Origin of the sequence: Sodalis sp. RH14, assembly GCF_047324285.1 — a bacterium.
GTDB lineage: Bacteria > Pseudomonadota > Gammaproteobacteria > Enterobacterales > Enterobacteriaceae > Acerihabitans.
In genome coordinates, this window is record NZ_CP178739.1 from 5,860,499 (window position 1) to 5,880,158 (window position 19,660).

Sequence of the window (19,660 nt, forward strand, 5' to 3'; positions counted from 1 at the left end):
GCTTGCCCGCACTGAACGACCGCCAATGGAGGCCAGGATCAACGCGCCGGCCAAAGATGTCTTGCGTGACGCCGGGTTTCCGTCGTGTGGACAAAGCGTTATTTAACGGGCCGGTATCTCGTTGTCAACGTACCTTTTCTGCGGGGTATAAAACGTCATCAGCACGGAGAGAACGGCAAACATCGTAAGGGCGAAGGCGGCTCCCGTTTCGGTATAGAGCATACCAAAGACCACCGACCCCGCGACCTGCCCCGCCGCCAGCATGAAAAACACCGCTCCTGCGCCTGAGGCCGGGGCGTCTTGCGCCGCTGAGGTCCCGCAGACCAGCAATACGCCGGTCAGCGTGACATAGCCGGCGCCGCACAGCGCAACCGCCGGAAAGAACCACCACGAGAACCCGTGGCTGAACGCCAGCAGCAGAAGCGGCGCCGCCATAAACAGCTGTGAAATACGGTAAACCTGATTAAGACCGGCATACGTGGCCATGGGGCCGGTCATTGCGCCGAGTATGCCCGCGCCGCCGCTGACCAGCCAGAGCATACTCGCGGTATTTTCATCCACGCCGGAATGATGGCGCAGCACGTCCGGCCCAAAACTCCACCAGGCCGCGCTGGCCATTCCGCTGGCGAAGGCGATGATGACCAGCCGCGCTACCGGACGCCGGAGAAGCGTTTCGCGCCGGTTTTTTTCCCCCAGACGGATATTGAGGCGACCGCCGGGCAGGCAGCATATCACCGGCGCCAGGCTGGCCAGCGCCACGATGCCGAATACCGTGCAGGCTGCGCGCCATCCGCCCGGCAGATAGAGCAACACCGGCACGGACAGGATAATGCCCGCCCCGGAACCGGCGTTGATGACGGTATTCACCAGCGGCTGTTGTGTGACGGAAATAACCCGGCTGACCGCGGCGGCAAGGGATGGCGAGGCCAGGCCTGAACCCAGGCCGGCAATAAAAAGCCCGGCCGCGAGCATACCAGGAGAAAAAGCGAGGGCAAGCAGCATCAGGCCGGCGGCGGCGCAACAGGCCGCCGCCGCCGCCGGCAAGCGCGGGCCAAAACGTGCGGCCAGTACCGATGCGCATAGGGTGGACAGACAATAAGCCGCAAAGCTGCAGGCGGAAATGACGCCGGCCACCCGGGGGCTGAAGGGAATATCGCTCATGATGGCGGGCAGCATCAGTCCCCATGAGAACCTGGCCATGCCGTAGGTGACGGCGATCAGCGAGAAACCGGTGATTCCGAGCGCCACGGACGCTTTCATCGCCGTTCCCCGCCGGCGATAAGCAGCGCGGCTGCTTCCCCCGCGCGGGTCGCGGCTTCGGGACCGATAATCAGCGCCGACGTGATGGCGCCTTCAAACAGCATCCATATGGCGTCGGAAAAGGCGGCGCCGGCCGCGCAGGGCGAATTCCCGCTACAGGCCGCGATGTAGTCCCGCATCGCATAGCGATAGTCAAGAGCCTGCGCCGCCAGCCTGATATCCTGCTGCGCATATTCGCCCCAGGCCTTCAGGAAGAAGCATCCCGATGTGCCGTAGTCCCGCATCCACTGCCCGAGCACCGCGAAAAGCCTGCTGACCGCCTCCGGATGCCGCGCAGGATACAGCGCCGAAAAAAACCGGTTTTTACGATCGTGCATCACCGCCGCCGTCAATGCCTCGCGTGAAGGAAAATAACGATACAGGGTGCGCGTTGATACGCCCGCCTCGCTGCAGATCCGGTCCGTACTGGTGGCGTGGAAACCGTTGGTATAAAACAGCCGCTCCGCGGCCTGGATGATGTCTTGTTTTTTGTGCATAACCGCAAAAGTAAACCGATCGTTTTACTTTTGCAATGATTACCGCAAACATTTACCGCGTTGGGCGATAAGCGGGTGTTTTCGGGATTGACTATAACCCTCCGGGCTGGCCAATCGTCTCCGCCATCGCCTCCACACGCCTGATGGCCGCGTACAGATCCGCCGCCGTAACCTTCCCCGGCATATTTGCCATATCCGGCGCGTGTACCGACGCCCGCACAATGCTGTCCAGCTCTTCAGCGGTCAATTCCGCTATCTCGTTTAACCGCAGCGGCACCGCGCAGGCTTGCGCCAGCGTGATGGCCGCGCGCAGTTCGTCGTCGCAACGGTTTTCCAACGCCAGCAGGCAAAGATTGCCGAACCCCACCAGCAGGCCGTGGCCGAAATCACGGGTTTTATGGCAGACGGTAAAGCCTTCGTAAATGGCGTGGGCGGCGGCGGCATGGGCACCGTTGCTCATCAGCGACGTCAGGCCCGCGAACATAAAAATGGCGTCTAGCACCTGATCCAGCTCCGTATTGGCCCGGCCGTCACGCACCGCCTGGCAAGCCGCCGGCCCGTAGGCGGCAATCAGGTCGTAACAAATTAAACTATTGGCCTGGGACGAGCGCTGGATCCCTATCAACCGGGTCTGTTGCGCGCTGATGGCGCGGAATTCGTACCATTTCGCCAGCGTATCGCCAAGGCCGGCCGCCAGCCAGCGCATCGGCGCGCGTGCCAGCAAATCACTGTCGATAATCACCGCCGCCGGCGCCTGCGGCAGCGGATAAAGATCCTGGAACCGGCCGTCATCAAAATAGCGTATCGACAGCGGTGTAACCGCCGCGCAGGTGGCGGCGATAGTGGGGACGGCGACCACCGGCACGGCGGCGGCCACGCCCACCGCTTTACAGGTATCCAGCGCCTTGCCGCCGCCGGCGCCAATGATCAAATCGATACCCAGCTCAGTCACCCTTTGCGTTAACCGGTGGATGTGCGTTGCGCTGCATTCGCCGCCGAACCATGCGCTGTCGACCAGCGTCACCGGGCCGGCGGCCAGCTGTGTTTTAACGGCCGCGTCCACCGCCGCCAGCGCCTGGTGGCCACCTATGAGCAGCGCGCGCCGCCCGAGTTTGCCGCACACCTCACCCAGCCGGGACAGGGTGCCGGGACCGCGCAGGATCTGCGCCGGGAAAATAATGGATTGTGCCTGCATATGTCCTATCTCCGATGACATGTTGTTCTCAATAAAGGCTAATAAGTTAACCGGCATGTCATGCATAAGCCGGGTCGTCCGGCTGCTTGCGCCTGCGGCCGGCCCTGTGCGCGTCCGGGGTGATGCGCGTGATCCTGATATTCCCACGCTCTGCCCGGGGGTTCTTGGCGGCGCTCAGATAAAATCATGACTGGGGATCAGCAGTCTGGCCAGCGCGCCGATATCCGTTTCATGCTCCAGATCCATTCCCCTGGCCCACAACGTCTGCGCCTGGGTGGCCGGCAACGCATGAGCCGCCAGGGATAAAAATTTATCCCGCAGCTGCCGGTCGCTGACGGGATTGGCCGGATTGCCGAGCGCGATGTCCACCCGCAGCGTCAGGCGATCGCCCTCGCGGGTATGCAGGGTAATTTCCGGTTCGCCGTCCGCGCTTAGCGCCGGATCCACCCGTAATTCAATGCGGGCCATCATGGCCAGCAGCCGGGGGTCCCGACGCTGCTGTTCCCCATAGGCGTCCAGGCCCGCGTGACCCAATACCAGCCGCGCCGCCACCGCATAGGGCAGGCTCATCTGCGCGGCCGCCAGCGTCTGCAGATGCATATTGCCGCACATATCGTTAAGAAACGGGCAGAGACGGACCTCGATTTTTTCAATTTCCTGATAGCCGGCATTAAGCCTGCCGAGCAACAGACCGGCGGCGTCAATCGCCGCATGGGTGCCGCGACAGGAGGCATAGGGTTTTATCGAGCAGCGCTCCAGCTTCCATATCCGCGCCAGCTCATGTGTTAGCGCCCCGGGAGCGGCGCTGGCGGCAGCGAAGGTGGACAGGAAACCGCCCCAGCGATCGTCAAACAGCGCCCCGGGACCGGTGATACCCCGGCGCGCGCTGAGCGCCGCCAGTACGCCGCCCTCGGCGGCGCGGCCGGCATGCAGTTTTTTACTTTGCGAGCCGTCGTGAATAAATCCCCACAGACCGCCGCTTAAGCTGCCGGCAATACCCAGCGCGGAGCTGGCCTGCGCGGCGTCCAGTCGCAGCAGGCTGGCCGCCGCCGCCGCCGCGCCGAACACGCCGCAGGTGGCGGTGGAATGCCACCCGGCGCCGTTATGGGCGGCATAACCGCCGCAGGCTTCCAGTACCCGGCGAGCAATGTCATAGCCTATGACGGTCGCCAGAATCAAGGCCTTGCCGCTGACCGGCTGCGGGCACAGCGGCAACACCGCCAGCAGGGCGGGGATTACCACCGCGCCGGAATGGTCGCAGCCGCCGGTATCGTCAAGCTCCAGCGCATGGGCGGCCACGCCATTGAGCAACGCCGCGTTGCGGGCCGAGGTTGCCAGTGAGGTGCCCCAGACTACCGCCTGCGGCGCGGCGCCTTCCTCCGCCAGCAGCCGGGTCATCTCCTGCGCCACCTGGCTGCCCGCGCCCGCCAGGCCCGCCCCCAGGGTATCAAGAATATGCCGTTTACAGCGCGCCACCAGCGCCGGCGGCAGCCGATCGAAGGAGGTATTAGCGATAAAATCCACCAGCGCCTGCTGGGGATTGGCCGCGACGGGCGTGCCGGTGTTCGGCAGTGGTGCGTCAGGCATGGGGCATCCTCTTCGGTAACTCCCCTGCGGGGAAGGGGCCGGCAGGGTTTTCCCGCCCGCGATGGCGCCGCCAGACTTCGGCCGGATGCGCGGGATCGTTATCCGGCTGGCTGCGCCGCCACCAGTCGGCAATGTCGCCGGCGGTGGCGACCCAGACGTCGGGATGCGCGGCAATATAATCCAGCAGTTCGCCCAGTACGCCGATGCGGCCGGCGGTGCCGATCACCTCGGGATGCAAACGCAGGACATAGCACAGGCCGAAGCGGTAAAACCCGTCGAAATCCATCTTCATATTGCCCAGGGTCTGGCTATAGGACGCGATGCGCGACTGCGCCGGCGGCACCGCCGGGCTGAGGTTAAAGGCAAAATAGGGTTCGTCTTCCAGCTCATAGTGCAGCGGCAGTTCCACCAGCCGGGGCGCGGGTACCGCATCCGCAGGCGAGTGTAAGGGAATAAAAAAAGGCAGATCGTCGCCGCGCCAGCCCGAGGTCCAGCATAGGCCTTCAGCCACCAGGGCATCGGGCAGGCCGTCGGCCCAATTGCCCGCCGGCAGGCGAAAACCCCGCGGCGCGGCGCCGGTTATATTGGCGATGGCGGCGTTGCCGCGCCGCACGCTTTTTATCTGCTCCGCCAGCGTCAGGGCGTCAAACGATTCAAACCGATAGCCGCGGCCGGCAAGCTCATGGCCGCCCTGCCGGATTTGCCTTATCCGGTCGGGATGTTCTTCCGCCACCACGCCCGGCACGCACCAACTGGCGGGGACGTTTTTTGCCGCCAGCAACGCCAGTAAACGATCGATGCCGCGCAGGGTGCCGTAGCGCCATACCGACAGCGTTTTTTCCCGGCCGGCCACCGCCGGTACCTGGCTCAGGATGCCGTGGATATCATTAAAATCAACCGTCACCGCCACGGCGCAGCGTTTGCCGCCGGGCCAGCGTCCCGGGGATAAACCCGCGTCATTATTCATTGCCATGCTCCTGTAGCCACCAGCGCGCCACATCGCGGCAGCGGGCGAACCACACGTCGTCGCGCCGGCGCAAATGGTCAAAAAACCGGTCGAGCAGCATAATGCGGCCCGGTTTACCGGAAATCTTCGGATGGAATAATGTGGTCAGGCTCAGGCCTTCGTCCATCGCGCCGTCAAATTCGCGGCACCAGTTATCCAGCGTCAGCGCATAACCGGCGGTGCGATCCAGGCCCGAGGGAAAGTTCGGCTCGCGGGTATAGGCCAGGGAGGCATAATCGTCCATCTCCCAGCGTCCGGGGATTTCCACCAGCGGCCGCGGCTGTCCCGGCACCCGTATCAGATAAGGCCGGTCATCACCGCGCATGCTGCTGGAATAGGTTACGCCCGCGTTGAGCAGCATCGCCGGGGTTTCCTGGTGCCAGTCGCCGGATGGCGTACGAAAGCCCTCGGCGCGAACGCCCAATACCTGCTGGAAAATATCCCGGGATGTGTCCATCACCCAACGCTGCTGTTCAGGACTCAGGGCATAGAACGACTCATGCCGGTAGCCGTGGTAGGCCACCTCGTGACCCTGCTCCACAATGGCCCGGCACTGTGCCGGCCAGTTCTCCACGACCCAGGCCGGCACAAAAAACGTGGCGGGCAACTGGTGCGCCTTGAGCAGATCGAGGATGCGCCCCAGCGCGCGGAAAGGACCGTAGCCGCCGAAGGTAAAATAATCCGCTTTGCGCCAAATGCTGCCGTTCAGCATGGCATCGCCGGTAGGGCCGTCGACATCGAACGCCAGCGCCATACAGCCCGTTTTACCCCCGGGCCAGCGGGTGGAAGTAGAAGACATGATTACGCGCTTTCTCCGCTAACAGGCCGCGCGGCCGCAAACCGTCCACGCGGTAAAACCACGACCGGTTATTTGCCGCCGTTGATGGTGACCTCGGTTACCGCGCCGTCCTGCATGCCCCATTTCGTCAGTATTTTCATGTAGGTGCCGTCGGCAATCATCGCGGTCAGGGCCGATTTCACCCCGTCGATAAGGGCGCTGTCGTCCTTGGCGATGCCCATGCCGGTGACCTGGTAGGCAAACGCCTTGCCCAGCGGTTTATAGGTATTTTTCTCCAGGTTCATGATATACGGCAGGGTTTCGCTGCCCTGCACCACGCCGTCGATGCGGCCCTGGCGCAGCTGGGTACGGGCATCGGCAGTGCCTTCCGCGCCCACCACCACGATGGCCGGTTTACCGGCGGCCTCGCAGTTGGCCTGGCTCCAGGCGGCAATTTCCGCCGGGAAGGTGGTGCGCCGGCTGGTGCCGACCTTCTTGCCGCACAGATCCAGCATCTGGTTTATTTCACTGTGGGCGACGGTGGTGTAGAACTGCGGCCCGCTGTGGTAATAATCCACGAAGGTCGCTATGGGCTGGCGGGCTTTGGTATCGGTCATGCCGGAGAGGATCATATCGATGCGCTTGGTCGCCACCGCATTGACCATTTGTTCAAAGCCGATTTCCTGCCAGTTGATTTTGCGGTTCAGGCGTTTGCCGATCTCCATGCCCAGATCGTAATCCATGCCGGTCAGCTCGCCGGTGGCGGGATCCTTGAATTCCAGCGGCGGATAGTTAGGCATCATGGCCACTTTGATTTCGTCTTTTTGCGTCAGTTCCGCGGCACCGGCAGTCGTGATGCCGGCCGCCGTATTGAGCAACACGCCGGCGGTTAACAAGGACAACAGCGTTTTTTTCATGATCAGGTTCTCATTATGTAATGATGTTTAAATCAGGACGGCAGAGATAAAATTCTGGGTCCGCGGATTCTGGGGATGGAGCAAAACATCTTCCGGATTACCACTCTCAATGATCCCGCCTTCATCCATAAAGACCACGCGGTTGGCTACTTCCCGGGCAAAACCCAACTCATGGGTGACCACGATCATCGTCATTCCCTCGGCGGCGAGGCCGCGCATCACCGCCAGCACCTCGCCCACCATCTCCGGATCCAGCGCGGAGGTGGGTTCGTCAAACAGCATCAGCTTGGGTTTCATGGCCAGCGCGCGGGCAATCGCCACCCGCTGCTGCTGTCCGCCGGACAGTTCCAGCGGATAGGCGTCGCGCTTGTGGGCCAGCCCCACCCTGTCCAGCAGCGCCATGGCTTCCTCGGTGGCTTCTTTTGCCGGCCGCAGCAGCACCTGCGTCGGCCCCTCGATAATATTTTCCAGGGCGGTTTTATCGGGAAACAGGTTAAAGCGCTGGAATACCATGCCGGTCTTCAGGCGCTGGCGGGCCACCTGACGGTCATTGAGCGGATAGAGCTTTTTACCCACGATGCGGTAGCCCACCAGCTCGTCATCCACCCATATGCCGCCGCTGTCGATGCGCTCCAGCTGGTTGATACAGCGTAAAAACGTGCTTTTCCCCGAGCCGGAAGGGCCGATAACGCACATGACCTCGCCGTGGTCTACAGACAGGTTAATGTTCTTAAGGGCCTGAAATTGGTCGAAATACTTATTCACATTGACGGCGTTGATGATGTTTTTCATCGGTCCTCCCGTTAGCGATCGCGGCGCCGGGTGCCACGGCCGAAATACCGTTCCAGACGCACCTGTCCAAGCGACAGCAGAGTCACCGCCACCAGATACCAAATGCCGGCGACAAACAGCAGTTCCATTACCCGGGCGTTGGCGAAATAGATGGTCTGGGCGTTATACAGCAGCTCGGAATACTGGATCATGCTGGCCAGGCTGGTGGTCTTCACCATGCTGATAAATTCGTTGCCGATGGGGGGGATAATCACCCGCATCGCCTGGGGTAAAATAATGCGCCGCAGGGCATGCAGGCGGGTCATGCCAATGGTTTTAGCGGCTTCATACTGGCCCTGGTCCACCGACAGCAGGCCGGCGCGCACCACTTCCGAGGTATAGGCGCCCTGATTGATGCTCAGGCCGAGCAGCGCGGCCATAAACGGCGTCATGATATCGACGGTGTGAACGCTGAATAGCCCGGGAATGCCCATGACCGGGAAGATCAGCGCCAGGTTGAACCACAGCAGTAATTGCAATATCAACGGGGTACCGCGGAAAATCCAGGTGTAGCCGATAGCGACGGCGCGCAGCACCGGGTTTTGCGACATGCGCATCACCGCGATAACGACGCCGAAGATGACGCCCAGCAGCATCGCCAGGACAGACATCACGATAGTATTGCCCAGGCCGAACAGAATGGCTTTGGCGGTCAGGAACTGGCCGACGAAGCGCCACTCGATGTTGCCGTGGGCGAAGGCATTGATCAGCAACGCCAGCAGCGCCAGAATAATCACCGAGGAGAAAATCCGGCCATAATAGCGCTGCGGCACGTGCTGATATTCGCTGAGATCGATCCTGGCGGACGGGTCGCCGCCAGGATAGCGCTGTTCGTTCATAGCCACTCCCGCCGGTTATTCAACAGAGGTTAACGTCAGACCGGCATAGCTGGTCACCCAGGCGGCCTGGGCCGCCAGTTTCAGGCGTAGCCGGGCGATTTGTTCGGCTACGCGGACCGGCGCGGTTCCGCCCCAGGCGCAACGCGCGTTGATAGCCGCCTCCAGGGTCAGGCACTGGCGCACCTCGCCGGTCAGGCGGGCATCCACCCCGGCCAGCTGTTCGTCGCTGAGCTGGTGCAACGCCAGTTGTTGCTGTTCGCACAGCTGTACCAGCCGGCCGGTGATTTCATGGGCTTCTTTAAACGGCACACCCCGGCGGGACAGCCAGTCCGCCACCTCGGTGGCCAGGGTAAAGCCCTCCGGCGCCTGCTGCAGAAGTCGTTCGCGGTCGACGACCAGGGTCTCGATCATGCCGGCCATGGCCGGCAGAACCAATAACAGCTGTTCAACCGTATCCATGGCATTGCGCTTGTCTTCGATCAGATCGCGGTTATAGGACAGCGGCAGGCTTTTCATGGTGGCCAGCATCGCCGTCACGTTGCCGATTAAGCGCCCGCTTTTGCCGCGGGTCAGCTCGGCGATATCGGGGTTTTTTTTCTGCGGCATAATGGAACTGCCGGTGGCGTACGCATCATGCAGCGATACCCAGCGGAACTGGCGCGAGGCCCACAGGCAGACCTCTTCGCACAGCCTGGAGAGATTGACGCCGAGCATGCCGCCGGCAAACAGAAATTCCGCCACATGATCGCGGCTGGCCACCGCGTCGATGGAATTTTCGCAGGGGCCGTCGTAACCCAGATCCCGCGCCGACAGCTCGGGGTGCATGGCAATCGCCGAACCGGCCATGGCGGCGGCGCCCAGGGGGGACAGCGCGCAACGTTTATCCCAGTCCTGCAAGCGCTCGACGTCGCGGGCAAACGATTGGGCATGGGCCAGGAGCTGATGACCGAACACGATGGGCTGGGCCTGCTGCAGGTGGGTAAAGCCGGGGGCGATGCTGTTGATATGCTGCTGCGCCTGCTGCACCAGCGCCGTTTGCAATCCCAGCAGGGCGAGGACGATTTTCCGCGCGTTATCGCGCAGGTAAAGGCGCAAATCGTTGGCGGTCTGGTCATTGCGGGACCGGCCGGCGCGCAGTTTACCGCCCAGTTCCCCCAGCCGCTCGGTCAGCATGCGCTCAATAAAGGTATGCACATCCTCATCATCAATACTGGGCTGGATACGGCCCTGGCGGTGGTCATCGGCCAATTGCCCGATGGCCGCCACCATCAAGTCGGTTTCCCGCGCGTCCAGCAGCCCGGCGCGCTGCAATTCGTAAGCATGGGCGCGGCAGCCTTCCAGGTCGTAGGCGGTGAGGGCAAAATAGGCGTCGGGGCTGCGCGACAGCGCGCTGAGCGCGGCGGCGGGGCCGCTTTTGAAGCGTGCTCCCCATAAACGTTCTACCGGTTGTGGCATGGCATGCTCCTTTCATGGCATGGATGTTGCAATCTTTGCTTTATCCGCGGTCGGTGATGAAGACCGGAAGAAAAGAGGACAAACATCCGCTGGCCATGGCGAAATGAGATAAAAGAGGCTGTTAAATTGATAATGGAGAACGAGGGCGTGGGGGTAAATAGTTATTATGGAAAGTCCACTTTCCAAATTTGGAAACACGTCGCCAGTCAAAAGTGATATTAATCAGCAGAACATTGGCGTTGCCGATTTAAAGCTTTTGCGGGTATTCAAAACGGTAGTTGAGGCCGGAGGATTTACCGCGGCCTGCAATGAATTAAATATCGGACTGGCGGCGATAAGTAAACAAATATCTGATCTTGAAATCCGTTTCGGCATGAAACTGTGCACCCGGGGACGTGAAGGGTTTTATCTTACCGAGCATGGCAAAGTGGCTTATCTGGCGTGCCTTGATTTGTTCTCATCGATAAATCAGTTCCGGGATACGTTAAACCATGCCCGCCATGAAATATTCGGTGAATTAAATATCGGCATTATCGATAATACCATCACCGACGCGCAGTCACCGGTGGTGGGGGCGCTAAGCGAGATACACCGCCAGGCGCCCAAGGTCAGCGTGCGTCTCCATGCCACCCAGCTTGAGGAAATCGAGCGCGGCGTTATCGACGGCCGTTTCACCTGTGGCATAATACCCGTCTACCAGGAAAAACCCGATTTTGATTATTTCTTCCTTTATCATGAAATAGCCTATCTTTGCTGTTCAAACCGGCATGAGCTGTTTTCTTTGGCGCCTAACGCATTAACCAATGAGCGTATTGCCAGCGCCAGTTTAATCAGGCATTTCTACACCAATCATGGCCATCAAAATCCCGGGCTTCATTTTTCCTCTTCCAACGCCGTGGCGGTACAGGTCGAAGCGGTTACCATGCTTATCCTTACCGGTAATTATGTCGGATTTTTGCCCGCACATTATATCAGCCGCTATGAGCGCGAAGGAAAAATCAAAGCGCTCAAACCGGAGAATATCTCGGTGACCACGCCGTTTAATCTGGTGGTAAAAAGAGGCGCGGCGTTAAATTCCGTGGTGAAGTTATTTCGTGATGCGCTTAAAAATGCCGCCATCGCCCCGGCGGATCATACCGGGGCAGAATAATGCACCGGCCCCGCGGCATTGCACCACCCCTGGGCAATCGCTTAAAAGATTTATCACCCACTTGGAGAATATCCCGCAGCGCCAGTCACCTTACCGATTCCGCCCGCCGAACTGACATTGGTTAAATTTATTTACATATGTAAAGCTAATGAGTAGTATTCTCATTATCTTCTTTACGCGCCCTTCTATGCCAGACTCATCAGGCTGCGCGGGGGCGGGAAAGAATCATAAAAATAGCGGTCAACTCATTGATTTAACAAAACAACGGTCTTGTGGAGAAAGAGAATGTCGGCAGTGCCAGGGGTAATGAAACGTAGCGCGGGGCAACGGGTAACTCATTCAGGCTGGACATGCTCTTTGTCCCTTATTGCCACGTTGATTTCATCCTTTGTCAATCCGGCATGGGCGGATGAGCCGGCCGGCGAAAAAGCGTCTTCTGATGAAACGATGGTGGTCAATGCCCAGGCAAGCGGCGCAACCGATGCCGCCCGGCAAGATTACAGTGTGCCGGTCACCCGCGCCGGAACAAAAATGCTGCTGGTGCCGCGTGATATTCCTCAGTCCGTCAGCATCATCAGCAAACAGCGCATGCAGGATCAAGACCTGCAAACCGTGGGCGAGGTGCTGACCAATACCACGGGCATAACCGCCAATAATATCGACTCCGATCGTTCAACGTATTATTCCCGCGGTTTTTTCATCAACAATTTTCTTTATGATGATATTCCCACCACCCTGAGCGACGTTTGGAACTTCGGCGACGCCGGTTCGGATACCGCTATTTATGATCGTATCGAAGTAGTGCGCGGCGCAACGGGGCTCCTGACCGGATCGGGCAATCCCTCCGCCGCTATCAATATGGTGCGCAAACGTGCCGATAGCCGCGAATTCCAAGGCTCTGTTTCCGGCACTTACGGCACGTGGGATAAGCAACGGATGGTAGCCGATCTTTCCGCGCCGCTGACGGAATCAGGCAACGTGCGCGGCCGCGTTATTGCCGGCTACCAGGATAACGATACCTGGCTTGATCGCTATCATAACCGCAAAAAATTCATTTATGGCGTTATTGACGCCGACCTGACGGATTCCACCACGCTATCATTGGGTTATGATTATCAGGAAAGCGATACCAGCAATCCCACCTGGGGCGGGTTGCCGACCTGGTACAGCGATGGCAGCCGCACGCATTTTGACCGCAGCTTTAATCCGGCGCCGGACTGGAGCTACTCCAGCCATGAGTCGAAAAAAGTCTTTGCCGATCTGACCCAGCGCTTTGCCAACGGCTGGCAGCTGCGCGTCAACGGCACCCATGCCGAAACCGATTTCGACTCCAAGCTGATGTATGCCGACGGTTTCCCGGATAAGGACACCGGCGAGGGCGTTTCCGCCTACGGCGGCTGGAATAAAGGCAAACGTAAGCTGGATTCCGTCGATACCTACGCCACGGGACCCTTTGAGCTGCTGGGCCGACAGCATGAGCTGGTGGCCGGCGCCAGCTACAGCAAACAAAATAATCATTTTTTTAACTCCCAGGCCACCATTACCGAGTCCGATATCGGCAATTATAACAATTGGAACGGCCATATCGCCGATGCGGACTGGAGTCCATGGGTTGATTATTCCAACGACACCATCCGGCAAAAATCGGTCTATACCGCGGCCCGTTTTTCGCTAGCCGATCCGCTGCACCTGATCGTCGGGGCGCGCTACACCGACTGGCGCGCCAATGGCTCGACCGCCACCAGCGATAAAGACGACGTCACGCCCTACGCCGGCCTGATTTATGATATCAACGACACCTGGTCCGCTTATACCAGCTATACCGCCATCTTCCAGCCGCAGACCTACCGGGACGCCAGTAAAAACTATCTGGACCCGACGACGGGTAAAAACTATGAAGCCGGCCTGAAAGGCGACTGGTACAACAGCCGCCTGACCGCGTCTTTGGCGATTTTCCGTATCGAGCAGGATAATGTGGCGCAAAGCGAAGGCACCTATATTCCCGGTACGACGGAAATGGCCTATCGCGGCGTCGACGGCACCGTCAGCAAAGGCGTCGAGTTCGAACTTAACGGCGCGGTAACCGACAACTGGCAAGTCACTTTTGGCGGCGCGCGTTATGTGGCCGACGATCAGGACGGCAACGCCATCAACGCCGAACTGCCGCGCACCTCGCTGAAATTGTTTACCCGTTATCAACTGCCGATGCTGCCCGATCTGGCGGTGGGCGGCGGCGTAAACTGGCAGAACCATACCTGGCAGGATGCCGCCGGCCCGCAGGGTACGATGCGCGCCGACCAGGGCAGCTACGCGCTGGTCAGCCTGTTCAGCCGCTACCAGGTTACCCGCCAGCTTTCGGTGCAGGCCAATATCAACAACCTGTTCGACAAAGAGTACTATGACTACCTCGGTCCTTACGCGGTATATGGCGCGCCGCGCAATATGTCGGTAACGGTGGGTTACACCTTCTGATCTCAGACCAGGCGGGAGATATCCCGCCTGGTCCTCTGGCATCCATACCCGTTAACCCGCTGTTTTAACAGCGGCGTCAAATCGTACCTCCTTTAAAAATCTGATAGCCTAAGTCAATAGAGTAATTGACATCTTCATGGCGGATTTTTTTCAGAACCATTTCCGCCGCGCATTTTCCCATGCCGATACGCGGGGTAATAACGCTTGCCAGGCGGGGGGTTATGGCCCGGCCGATATCCAGCCCATGGAAACCGGCGATGGCGATATCGCCGGGGACGGGGATATTTTGCCGCAGGCATTCCAGCAGCGCGCCCACGGCGATGTCGTCATTGGTGCAAAACAGGCCGTCCAGATCGGGGAAGCGTTTTAGCGCCTGGTTAAAAATATCGGCGCCGAGGGAAAACGAGGATATTTCATTGGCGGTGAGCATCAGCGGGGTTAAATCGTAAGACTTCATCGCCTGGGCATACCCCTGGTAGCGCTGGCGGTCGCGTAAATCATCCCGCGAACCAAGATAGACAACCCGGCGTTTGCCGCTGGCCAGCATGGTCGACATCATATCGAAAGCCGCTTCCTGGTTATCATAGCCCACCTGGATATCCATAAATTCCTCACGGGTATCCATCACTTCAACAACGGGGATTTTAGCGGCCAGCAGGCTTTTTATACTGCGCAGGGTATGTTCTTTTTCCATCAAAATAATGCCGTCGATGCTGTAGGAAAGCAGATTAACAATCTGCTGCTCTTCCGTTTCCTTGCTGTAATTATAATTGGCGATTAATGTCTGGTAATTATTAACCGAGGTTACGGACTCGATACCGGCCAGCACGTCGGAAAATACCTGATTATTAAACGACGGCACCAGGATGCCGATGGAGTGGCTGATGGAATTCAGCATCATCTCCGGCGCCCTGTTTGGAATATAATTCAACTCTTCGATAATACCGGCTATTTTGGTCCCGGTCGCCTTGGCAACTTTTTCCGGCGTGCGCAGATAACGGCTGACCGTGGTTTTGGTGACGCCGGCAAAGGTGGCGATGTCTTGCATGCTGACCCGGTATTTTTTCATTCCACCCTCTCTGATGATCCCGGTCCGGCAGCCATGGCCGGCAGACCGGGGATAGTTTTTCGCGCGACGCTCCAGGCGTTCTGTCGGACTGGGCGCGTCTGGTGCATATCCCCGGCCTCCCTTATCAATTATTTTCAGTGCGCCAACTAATGGATAATCATATTGAGCAATAGTACACCGGCTAATCCGATAAACGAGATCAGTGTTTCCATGACCGTCCAGGTTTTCAAGGTTTCAGCCACGCTCAGGTTAAAATACCCCTTAAACAGCCAAAAACCCGGGTCGTTGACATGGGATGCGATCACGCTGCCCGCGCCGGTCGCCAGCACCATAAGCGCCGGGTCGGCATGGGTGACGGCGATAATCGGCAAAACAATGCCCGAGGTGGTGATCGCCGCCACGGTGGCCGACCCCAGCGCGATGCGCAATAACGCCGCGACGCACCAGCACATGACAAGCGGCGACAGCGACGTGCCGCGCATGATATTGGCGATAAAATCACCGACGCCGCTGTCCACCAATACCTGTTTAAAGGCGCCGCCGCCGGCGATAATAAAGATGATCATGGCGATGGCGGCAATGGAATCGCCCAGGATATCCATCACCTGGCCGATCTGGCGCCCGCTGCGCAGGCCGAGAGTAAAAATACCCAGTACGATGGCGGCAAATAGCGCCACGGCGGGATTACCGATAAATTCCAGCAACAGACGCACGCCGTCGTCTTTCGCCATGGTCATATCGGCGATGGCGGCCAATGCCATCAGAATGACCGGGATAATGGCCACGGTCACGCTGACGGCAAAACCGGGCATTTCCTGTTCGGTAAAAATTTTTGGGTTGAATAATCCCGCCGGCGGTTCTTTTTCAAATTTTTTCAGCAGCTTGGAAAAAAGGGGGCCGGCGATAATGACGGTCGGAATAGCGATGATCAGGCCATAAATCAGCGTGGTGCCCAGGTTGGCGTTAAAAATGATGGCGATAGCGGTAGGGCCGGGATGCGGCGGCAAAAAGCAGTGGGTCACCGACAGGGCGGCAACCATCGGAATGCCCACATACAGCAAAGGCAGCCCCGAGGCGGCCACAATGGTAAATACCAACGGCAACAAGAGGACGAAACCGACTTCATAGAACATTGCCAGGCCGACCACCAGCCCGGTTATCACCAGCGCCCACTGGATGCGTTGTTTGCCAAAAAACTGTATCAGCGTCGTGGCGATGCGCTGGGCGGCGCCGGTATCGGAGATCAGGCGTCCGAGCATGGCGCCGAATCCCAGGATCATCGCCAAACCACCCAAGGTGCCGCCAATACCGTTTTGAATCGAGTGCATGACCGTCAGCGGTTTCATGCCCTCGGCGATACCCACCACCGCCGCCACAAACACCAGGGCGATAAAACCATTGACTTTAAATTTGATCATCAATATCAGGAGTAATATTACCCCCAATGCAATAATTATAATCGGCATATCCAATCCCCATGCTAATGACGAAAAGTCGCCCGCGGGCGGCTCCCGTCATTTATTTATTATTCGTTATTTTTTTTACTTTCAGACTGCCGCCAACATACCGCCGTCAACAAAGATCAGGTGACCGTTGACAAAATCAGAGGCTTTCGCCGCCAGGAATACCGCGGCGCCGATGAGTTCCTGCGGGTCTCCCCAGCGGGCGGCCGGGGTGCGTTTGGTCAGCCAGGCGGTGAATTCCTGGTTATCGACCAGGGCCTTGGTCATTTCGGTATTAAAATAGCCGGGGGCGATGCCGTTAACCTGAATATTATAACGGGCCAGTTCCACACACATGCCGCGGGTCAGCATTTTAACCGCGCCCTTTGACGCCGCATAGGGGGTAATGGTGTCACGGCCGAGTTCGCTTTGCATGGAGCAAATATTGATGATTTTACCCCGGTTGCGTTTGATCATGTTACGGGCAACCGCTTGTGAAACCAAAAATACCGCCGTTTGATTTACCGCGATAATATCGTTCCAGTCTTTCTCAGGAAATTCGGTAAACGGATGGCGTCGCTGGATGCCGGCATTGTTAATCAAAATATCAATAGGGCCGATATCGGACTCAATTTGCTCAATAGCGCTATTAACGGCCTGGCTTTTCGTCACATCAAATGCGACAGAATAAGCGGTATACCCTTGGTCCCGTAACTGCTGCGCCGCTTTTTCCGCGCGGGCGGCGGTAATATCATTGATGATGATTTCCGCACCCGATTGCGCCAGTCCGTTGGCCAATAAAAAACCAATGCCTTGGGCGGAGCCGGTAATCAGCGCTTTTTTATTTTTTAATGAAAAAATATCGTTCATTTTGGATCCCTATTTTCAAAAAACCAACTGTACTTTTGACGCTAACGATTTGTCCGCCGCGAAGATCAACGCCTGTTCAAGTTCGGCCTGCGGATATTCACCGGATAACAACGGCAGCGGGTCGATGGTGCCGTTGCCCAGCCAGGCCACGGCGGTATTAAATTCGGTGGTGAAACGAAAACTCCCCACCAGCCTGATTTCCTTGGCTATGACCATCATCATGGGGAACTCCGGCGTCACGCCGCCCATGCCGACCTGGACTAAGGTACCCCTGGCCCGGGTTAATTCCAGGCAGCGCGTAATGGACTGGGGATGGCCCGAGGCTTCGAACGCGATATCGAAGTAGCCTTTTTGATCGGCATACGCGGAGAAATCACCGGCCGCCGCATGCAGGGTTTTGGTGGCGCCCATTTGGGCGGCGATATCCAGGCAACGCTGGCTCAGGTCGGCGCAGATGATTTCCCGCGCGCCCGAGGCCTTGGCGGCCGCCACCAGCAAGCTGCCGATAGGCCCGACGCCGGAGACAAAAACGGTTTTACCCTTAACGTCCCCGGCCTGATTCACGGCGTGAATGGCCACCGCCAGCGGTTCGGCAAAAGCCATGACGCGTTCATCGAGGGCATTGTCAAAGGGGATGCATTGTTCCGTATCCACGACTTTAAATTGCGTGAATCCGCCATCCACATGCGGGAAATACATGGCGCTGCCGAAAAAGCGCATATTAATACATTGATTTTCCTCACCGGACAGGCAATATTTACACTGTTTACAGGGCTTGCTGGGGTTAATGGCCACGCTCTGGTTAACGGATAACCCCGGGGCATCGCTTTTTACCACATGGCCGATAACTTCGTGCCCCAGAATCATGGGCTGGCGCACTTTGAAATTTCCGACCGCACCCTCCTGGTAATAATGCAGATCGGATCCGCAAATCCCGCCGCGGGATATTTTAACCAAGGTCCCCTGGCCGGAATATTCTACGTTTTGCGCCACCACGGCAACGGCTTTTTTTCCGGTAACCACGCAAGACTGGGTATCAACGTTCATTTTTATTTCCTCAACGGTAATGTCGTTGAGGTGCAGTTAAACGGCTATGGATGTGCAAAACTGTGATGGATGTCACTTAAAAATGATGTAACGAAAATGATGTAACGCATAACGTGATTGACTTAATAAAAAGCAACCTCCGTTCAAAATGAACAAGAAATAATGTGAATAACCCGGTATGGTAAATTGGCCGCTAAATAGATGCTAATTATGTTATTAGGTATTTGCTATCCCTCATTATTACGGATCGCGAGAGTACGCCTCTGATAAACAGGCGATAGTTACCGCCGCCGCCTGTCCAGGCATTGTCGGTTGCCGGTGCTGGCTTTATGTATGCTTGGCCATTGGGTTCTATTTTTTATTTTTATGGATTTTATAGCGCGTTATATTCCGCAGGGAATCATTTATCAATTAAGCGCGTCCCAAATCATTGAGGCGCCCGCCACCAGCATCATGGCGTCAATCAGGCGGTTAAAGGTTTTTTCAGCCATTTTCACCAAGAATATTTTACCGATGTACATGCCGGCAACCAGCGTACCGCCTACCATCAGGCCACTGATAACGACGGACCGCGGCAGGGCGCCGATGGCCCCGAACGCCGATGCCTTGGCAAGGTAGATAGCAAAGGAGGCGGCCGCTTCCGTCGACAGCAGCGCGCCTTTTGTCAGCCCATACCCGGCAAAAAGGGGGATGGTCAGCGGGCCCGTGGAGAAAACCACCCCGGTGAGGTAACCGACCAGTGCGCCCGCCAGCGCCAGTTGCATGGGGTTGAGCGTTATTGCCCGGGCATTGGCCCAGTGGCGCGCCGGGATCAGCAGGAAGAAAAACAGGCCGATGCAGAAGTTGGAGAGGGGCGCAGGCATCAGCCACAGCGTATTGGCGCCCAGGACGGCGGCGGGGATACCCGGCAGGGAATACCACAGAAAGGCCCTGATATTGATGTCCCTGCGCCACATAAGCACACGCGAAACATTACCCATAATGGCGGCGATGGCCATGATGGGAACCGCGGCCTTGGGACCAAAGGTATACGCCAGCGCCGGCAACAGCATGATGGAAGCGCCTGTGCCCACCATGCCGCTGATGATGCCGGCCGCTATTCCAATAATGACAATGATCAGATACATCACGCCGGCACGTCCTTTTTCAGGGGGTAGTAACCATGATGATAGCGATCAGAAATGGAATGGCTCGTGATAAAATATC

General features: G+C 58.2%; 17 protein-coding genes. 2 read left to right on the forward strand and 15 right to left on the reverse strand.

Annotated elements, in window-relative coordinates:
• Positions 1-102: 102 nt before the first annotated feature.
• The 10 genes from ACL2XQ_RS26635 to argH form a co-directional block, all read right to left on the reverse strand.
• Positions 103-1,260: an MFS transporter gene (locus tag ACL2XQ_RS26635; protein WP_413739883.1), complete on the reverse strand. Its 1,158-nt coding sequence runs from the start codon at positions 1,258-1,260 to the stop codon at positions 103-105.
• Positions 1,257-1,796 carry a TetR/AcrR family transcriptional regulator gene (locus ACL2XQ_RS26640; RefSeq protein ID WP_410012779.1) on the reverse strand — a complete coding sequence of 180 codons (540 nt, stop codon included), beginning with the start codon at positions 1,794-1,796 and terminating at the stop codon, positions 1,257-1,259. The genes ACL2XQ_RS26635 and ACL2XQ_RS26640 overlap by 4 nt, the downstream gene beginning before the upstream one ends.
• A gap of 91 nt (positions 1,797-1,887) precedes the next feature.
• On the reverse strand, positions 1,888-2,991 hold the full coding sequence (locus ACL2XQ_RS26645; protein ID WP_413740558.1) for an iron-containing alcohol dehydrogenase family protein: 1,104 nt from the start codon (positions 2,989-2,991) through the stop codon (positions 1,888-1,890).
• Positions 2,992-3,165: 174 nt separating this feature from the next.
• Positions 3,166-4,578 (reverse strand): MmgE/PrpD family protein, encoded by a 1,413-nt coding sequence (locus tag ACL2XQ_RS26650; RefSeq protein WP_413739884.1) that lies wholly within the window; start codon positions 4,576-4,578, stop codon positions 3,166-3,168.
• Entirely contained in the window at positions 4,571-5,545 is a 975-nt protein-coding gene (locus ACL2XQ_RS26655) for a polysaccharide deacetylase family protein (protein ID WP_413739885.1), read from the reverse strand. Before ACL2XQ_RS26655 ends, ACL2XQ_RS26650 begins: the two co-directional genes overlap by 8 nt.
• The gene (locus ACL2XQ_RS26660) at positions 5,538-6,383 is read right to left on the reverse strand and encodes a polysaccharide deacetylase family protein (RefSeq protein WP_410012776.1); all 846 of its coding nucleotides are present in this window, start codon (positions 6,381-6,383) and stop codon (positions 5,538-5,540) included. Before ACL2XQ_RS26660 ends, ACL2XQ_RS26655 begins: the two co-directional genes overlap by 8 nt.
• A 68-nt stretch (positions 6,384-6,451) precedes the next feature.
• Positions 6,452-7,279, reverse strand: coding sequence for an ABC transporter substrate-binding protein (locus ACL2XQ_RS26665; protein WP_410012775.1), 828 nt, complete (start codon positions 7,277-7,279; stop codon positions 6,452-6,454).
• A 27-nt stretch (positions 7,280-7,306) separates the two neighbouring features.
• Positions 7,307-8,071 carry an amino acid ABC transporter ATP-binding protein gene (locus ACL2XQ_RS26670; protein ID WP_413721784.1) on the reverse strand — a complete coding sequence of 255 codons (765 nt, stop codon included), beginning with the start codon at positions 8,069-8,071 and terminating at the stop codon, positions 7,307-7,309.
• Between the two features lie 11 nt (positions 8,072-8,082).
• On the reverse strand, positions 8,083-8,949 hold the full coding sequence (locus tag ACL2XQ_RS26675; RefSeq protein WP_410012773.1) for an amino acid ABC transporter permease: 867 nt from the start codon (positions 8,947-8,949) through the stop codon (positions 8,083-8,085).
• A gap of 15 nt (positions 8,950-8,964) precedes the next feature.
• The gene (gene argH / locus ACL2XQ_RS26680) at positions 8,965-10,404 is read right to left on the reverse strand and encodes an argininosuccinate lyase (protein WP_413739886.1); all 1,440 of its coding nucleotides are present in this window, start codon (positions 10,402-10,404) and stop codon (positions 8,965-8,967) included.
• 166 nt (positions 10,405-10,570) lie between these two features.
• On the opposite strand from argH, the gene ACL2XQ_RS26685 reads away from it, so the two are divergent.
• Complete coding sequence (locus ACL2XQ_RS26685) at positions 10,571-11,554, forward strand: LysR family transcriptional regulator (protein ID WP_410012771.1); 984 nt, start codon at positions 10,571-10,573, stop codon at positions 11,552-11,554.
• A 306-nt stretch (positions 11,555-11,860) separates the two neighbouring features.
• A complete protein-coding gene (gene fhuE / locus ACL2XQ_RS26690) occupies positions 11,861-14,026 on the forward strand; it encodes a ferric-rhodotorulic acid/ferric-coprogen receptor FhuE (RefSeq protein WP_413730987.1) in 2,166 nt (721 codons plus the stop codon).
• A 76-nt stretch (positions 14,027-14,102) separates the two neighbouring features.
• Here the strand turns inward: fhuE and idnR are convergent, their stop codons facing one another.
• The 5 genes from idnR to ACL2XQ_RS26715 all read right to left on the reverse strand — a co-directional run bounded on the left by idnR (position 14,103) and on the right by ACL2XQ_RS26715 (position 19,581).
• The gene (gene idnR, locus ACL2XQ_RS26695; RefSeq protein WP_410012769.1) at positions 14,103-15,095 is read right to left on the reverse strand and encodes a DNA-binding transcriptional regulator IdnR; all 993 of its coding nucleotides are present in this window, start codon (positions 15,093-15,095) and stop codon (positions 14,103-14,105) included.
• Between the two features lie 146 nt (positions 15,096-15,241).
• Positions 15,242-16,561, reverse strand: coding sequence for a gluconate:H+ symporter (locus tag ACL2XQ_RS26700; protein ID WP_413739887.1), 1,320 nt, complete (start codon positions 16,559-16,561; stop codon positions 15,242-15,244).
• 81 nt (positions 16,562-16,642) lie between these two features.
• The gene (gene idnO, locus ACL2XQ_RS26705; protein ID WP_410012767.1) at positions 16,643-17,407 is read right to left on the reverse strand and encodes a gluconate 5-dehydrogenase; all 765 of its coding nucleotides are present in this window, start codon (positions 17,405-17,407) and stop codon (positions 16,643-16,645) included.
• Between the two features lie 15 nt (positions 17,408-17,422).
• A complete protein-coding gene (idnD, locus tag ACL2XQ_RS26710; RefSeq protein ID WP_413727419.1) occupies positions 17,423-18,454 on the reverse strand; it encodes an L-idonate 5-dehydrogenase in 1,032 nt (343 codons plus the stop codon).
• A gap of 407 nt (positions 18,455-18,861) precedes the next feature.
• The gene (locus tag ACL2XQ_RS26715) at positions 18,862-19,581 is read right to left on the reverse strand and encodes a sulfite exporter TauE/SafE family protein (RefSeq protein ID WP_410016663.1); all 720 of its coding nucleotides are present in this window, start codon (positions 19,579-19,581) and stop codon (positions 18,862-18,864) included.
• Positions 19,582-19,660: the final 79 nt, after the last annotated feature.

Coding starts and splice junctions, on each gene's coding strand:
- ACL2XQ_RS26635 (WP_413739883.1), bottom strand. CDS start 1,260: ATGAAAGCGTCCGTGGCGCTCGGAATCACCGGTTTCTCGCTGATCGCC.
- ACL2XQ_RS26640 (WP_410012779.1), bottom strand. CDS start 1,796: ATGCACAAAAAACAAGACATCATCCAGGCCGCGGAGCGGCTGTTTTAT.
- ACL2XQ_RS26645 (WP_413740558.1), bottom strand. CDS start 2,991: ATGCAGGCACAATCCATTATTTTCCCGGCGCAGATCCTGCGCGGTCCC.
- ACL2XQ_RS26650 (WP_413739884.1), bottom strand. CDS start 4,578: ATGCCTGACGCACCACTGCCGAACACCGGCACGCCCGTCGCGGCCAAT.
- ACL2XQ_RS26655 (WP_413739885.1), bottom strand. CDS start 5,545: ATGAATAATGACGCGGGTTTATCCCCGGGACGCTGGCCCGGCGGCAAA.
- ACL2XQ_RS26660 (WP_410012776.1), bottom strand. CDS start 6,383: ATGTCTTCTACTTCCACCCGCTGGCCCGGGGGTAAAACGGGCTGTATG.
- ACL2XQ_RS26665 (WP_410012775.1), bottom strand. CDS start 7,279: ATGAAAAAAACGCTGTTGTCCTTGTTAACCGCCGGCGTGTTGCTCAAT.
- ACL2XQ_RS26670 (WP_413721784.1), bottom strand. CDS start 8,071: ATGAAAAACATCATCAACGCCGTCAATGTGAATAAGTATTTCGACCAA.
- ACL2XQ_RS26675 (WP_410012773.1), bottom strand. CDS start 8,949: ATGAACGAACAGCGCTATCCTGGCGGCGACCCGTCCGCCAGGATCGAT.
- argH (WP_413739886.1), bottom strand. CDS start 10,404: ATGCCACAACCGGTAGAACGTTTATGGGGAGCACGCTTCAAAAGCGGC.
- ACL2XQ_RS26685 (WP_410012771.1), top strand. CDS start 10,571: ATGGAAAGTCCACTTTCCAAATTTGGAAACACGTCGCCAGTCAAAAGT.
- fhuE (WP_413730987.1), top strand. CDS start 11,861: ATGAAACGTAGCGCGGGGCAACGGGTAACTCATTCAGGCTGGACATGC.
- idnR (WP_410012769.1), bottom strand. CDS start 15,095: ATGAAAAAATACCGGGTCAGCATGCAAGACATCGCCACCTTTGCCGGC.
- ACL2XQ_RS26700 (WP_413739887.1), bottom strand. CDS start 16,561: ATGCCGATTATAATTATTGCATTGGGGGTAATATTACTCCTGATATTG.
- idnO (WP_410012767.1), bottom strand. CDS start 17,407: ATGAACGATATTTTTTCATTAAAAAATAAAAAAGCGCTGATTACCGGC.
- idnD (WP_413727419.1), bottom strand. CDS start 18,454: ATGAACGTTGATACCCAGTCTTGCGTGGTTACCGGAAAAAAAGCCGTT.
- ACL2XQ_RS26715 (WP_410016663.1), bottom strand. CDS start 19,581: ATGTATCTGATCATTGTCATTATTGGAATAGCGGCCGGCATCATCAGC.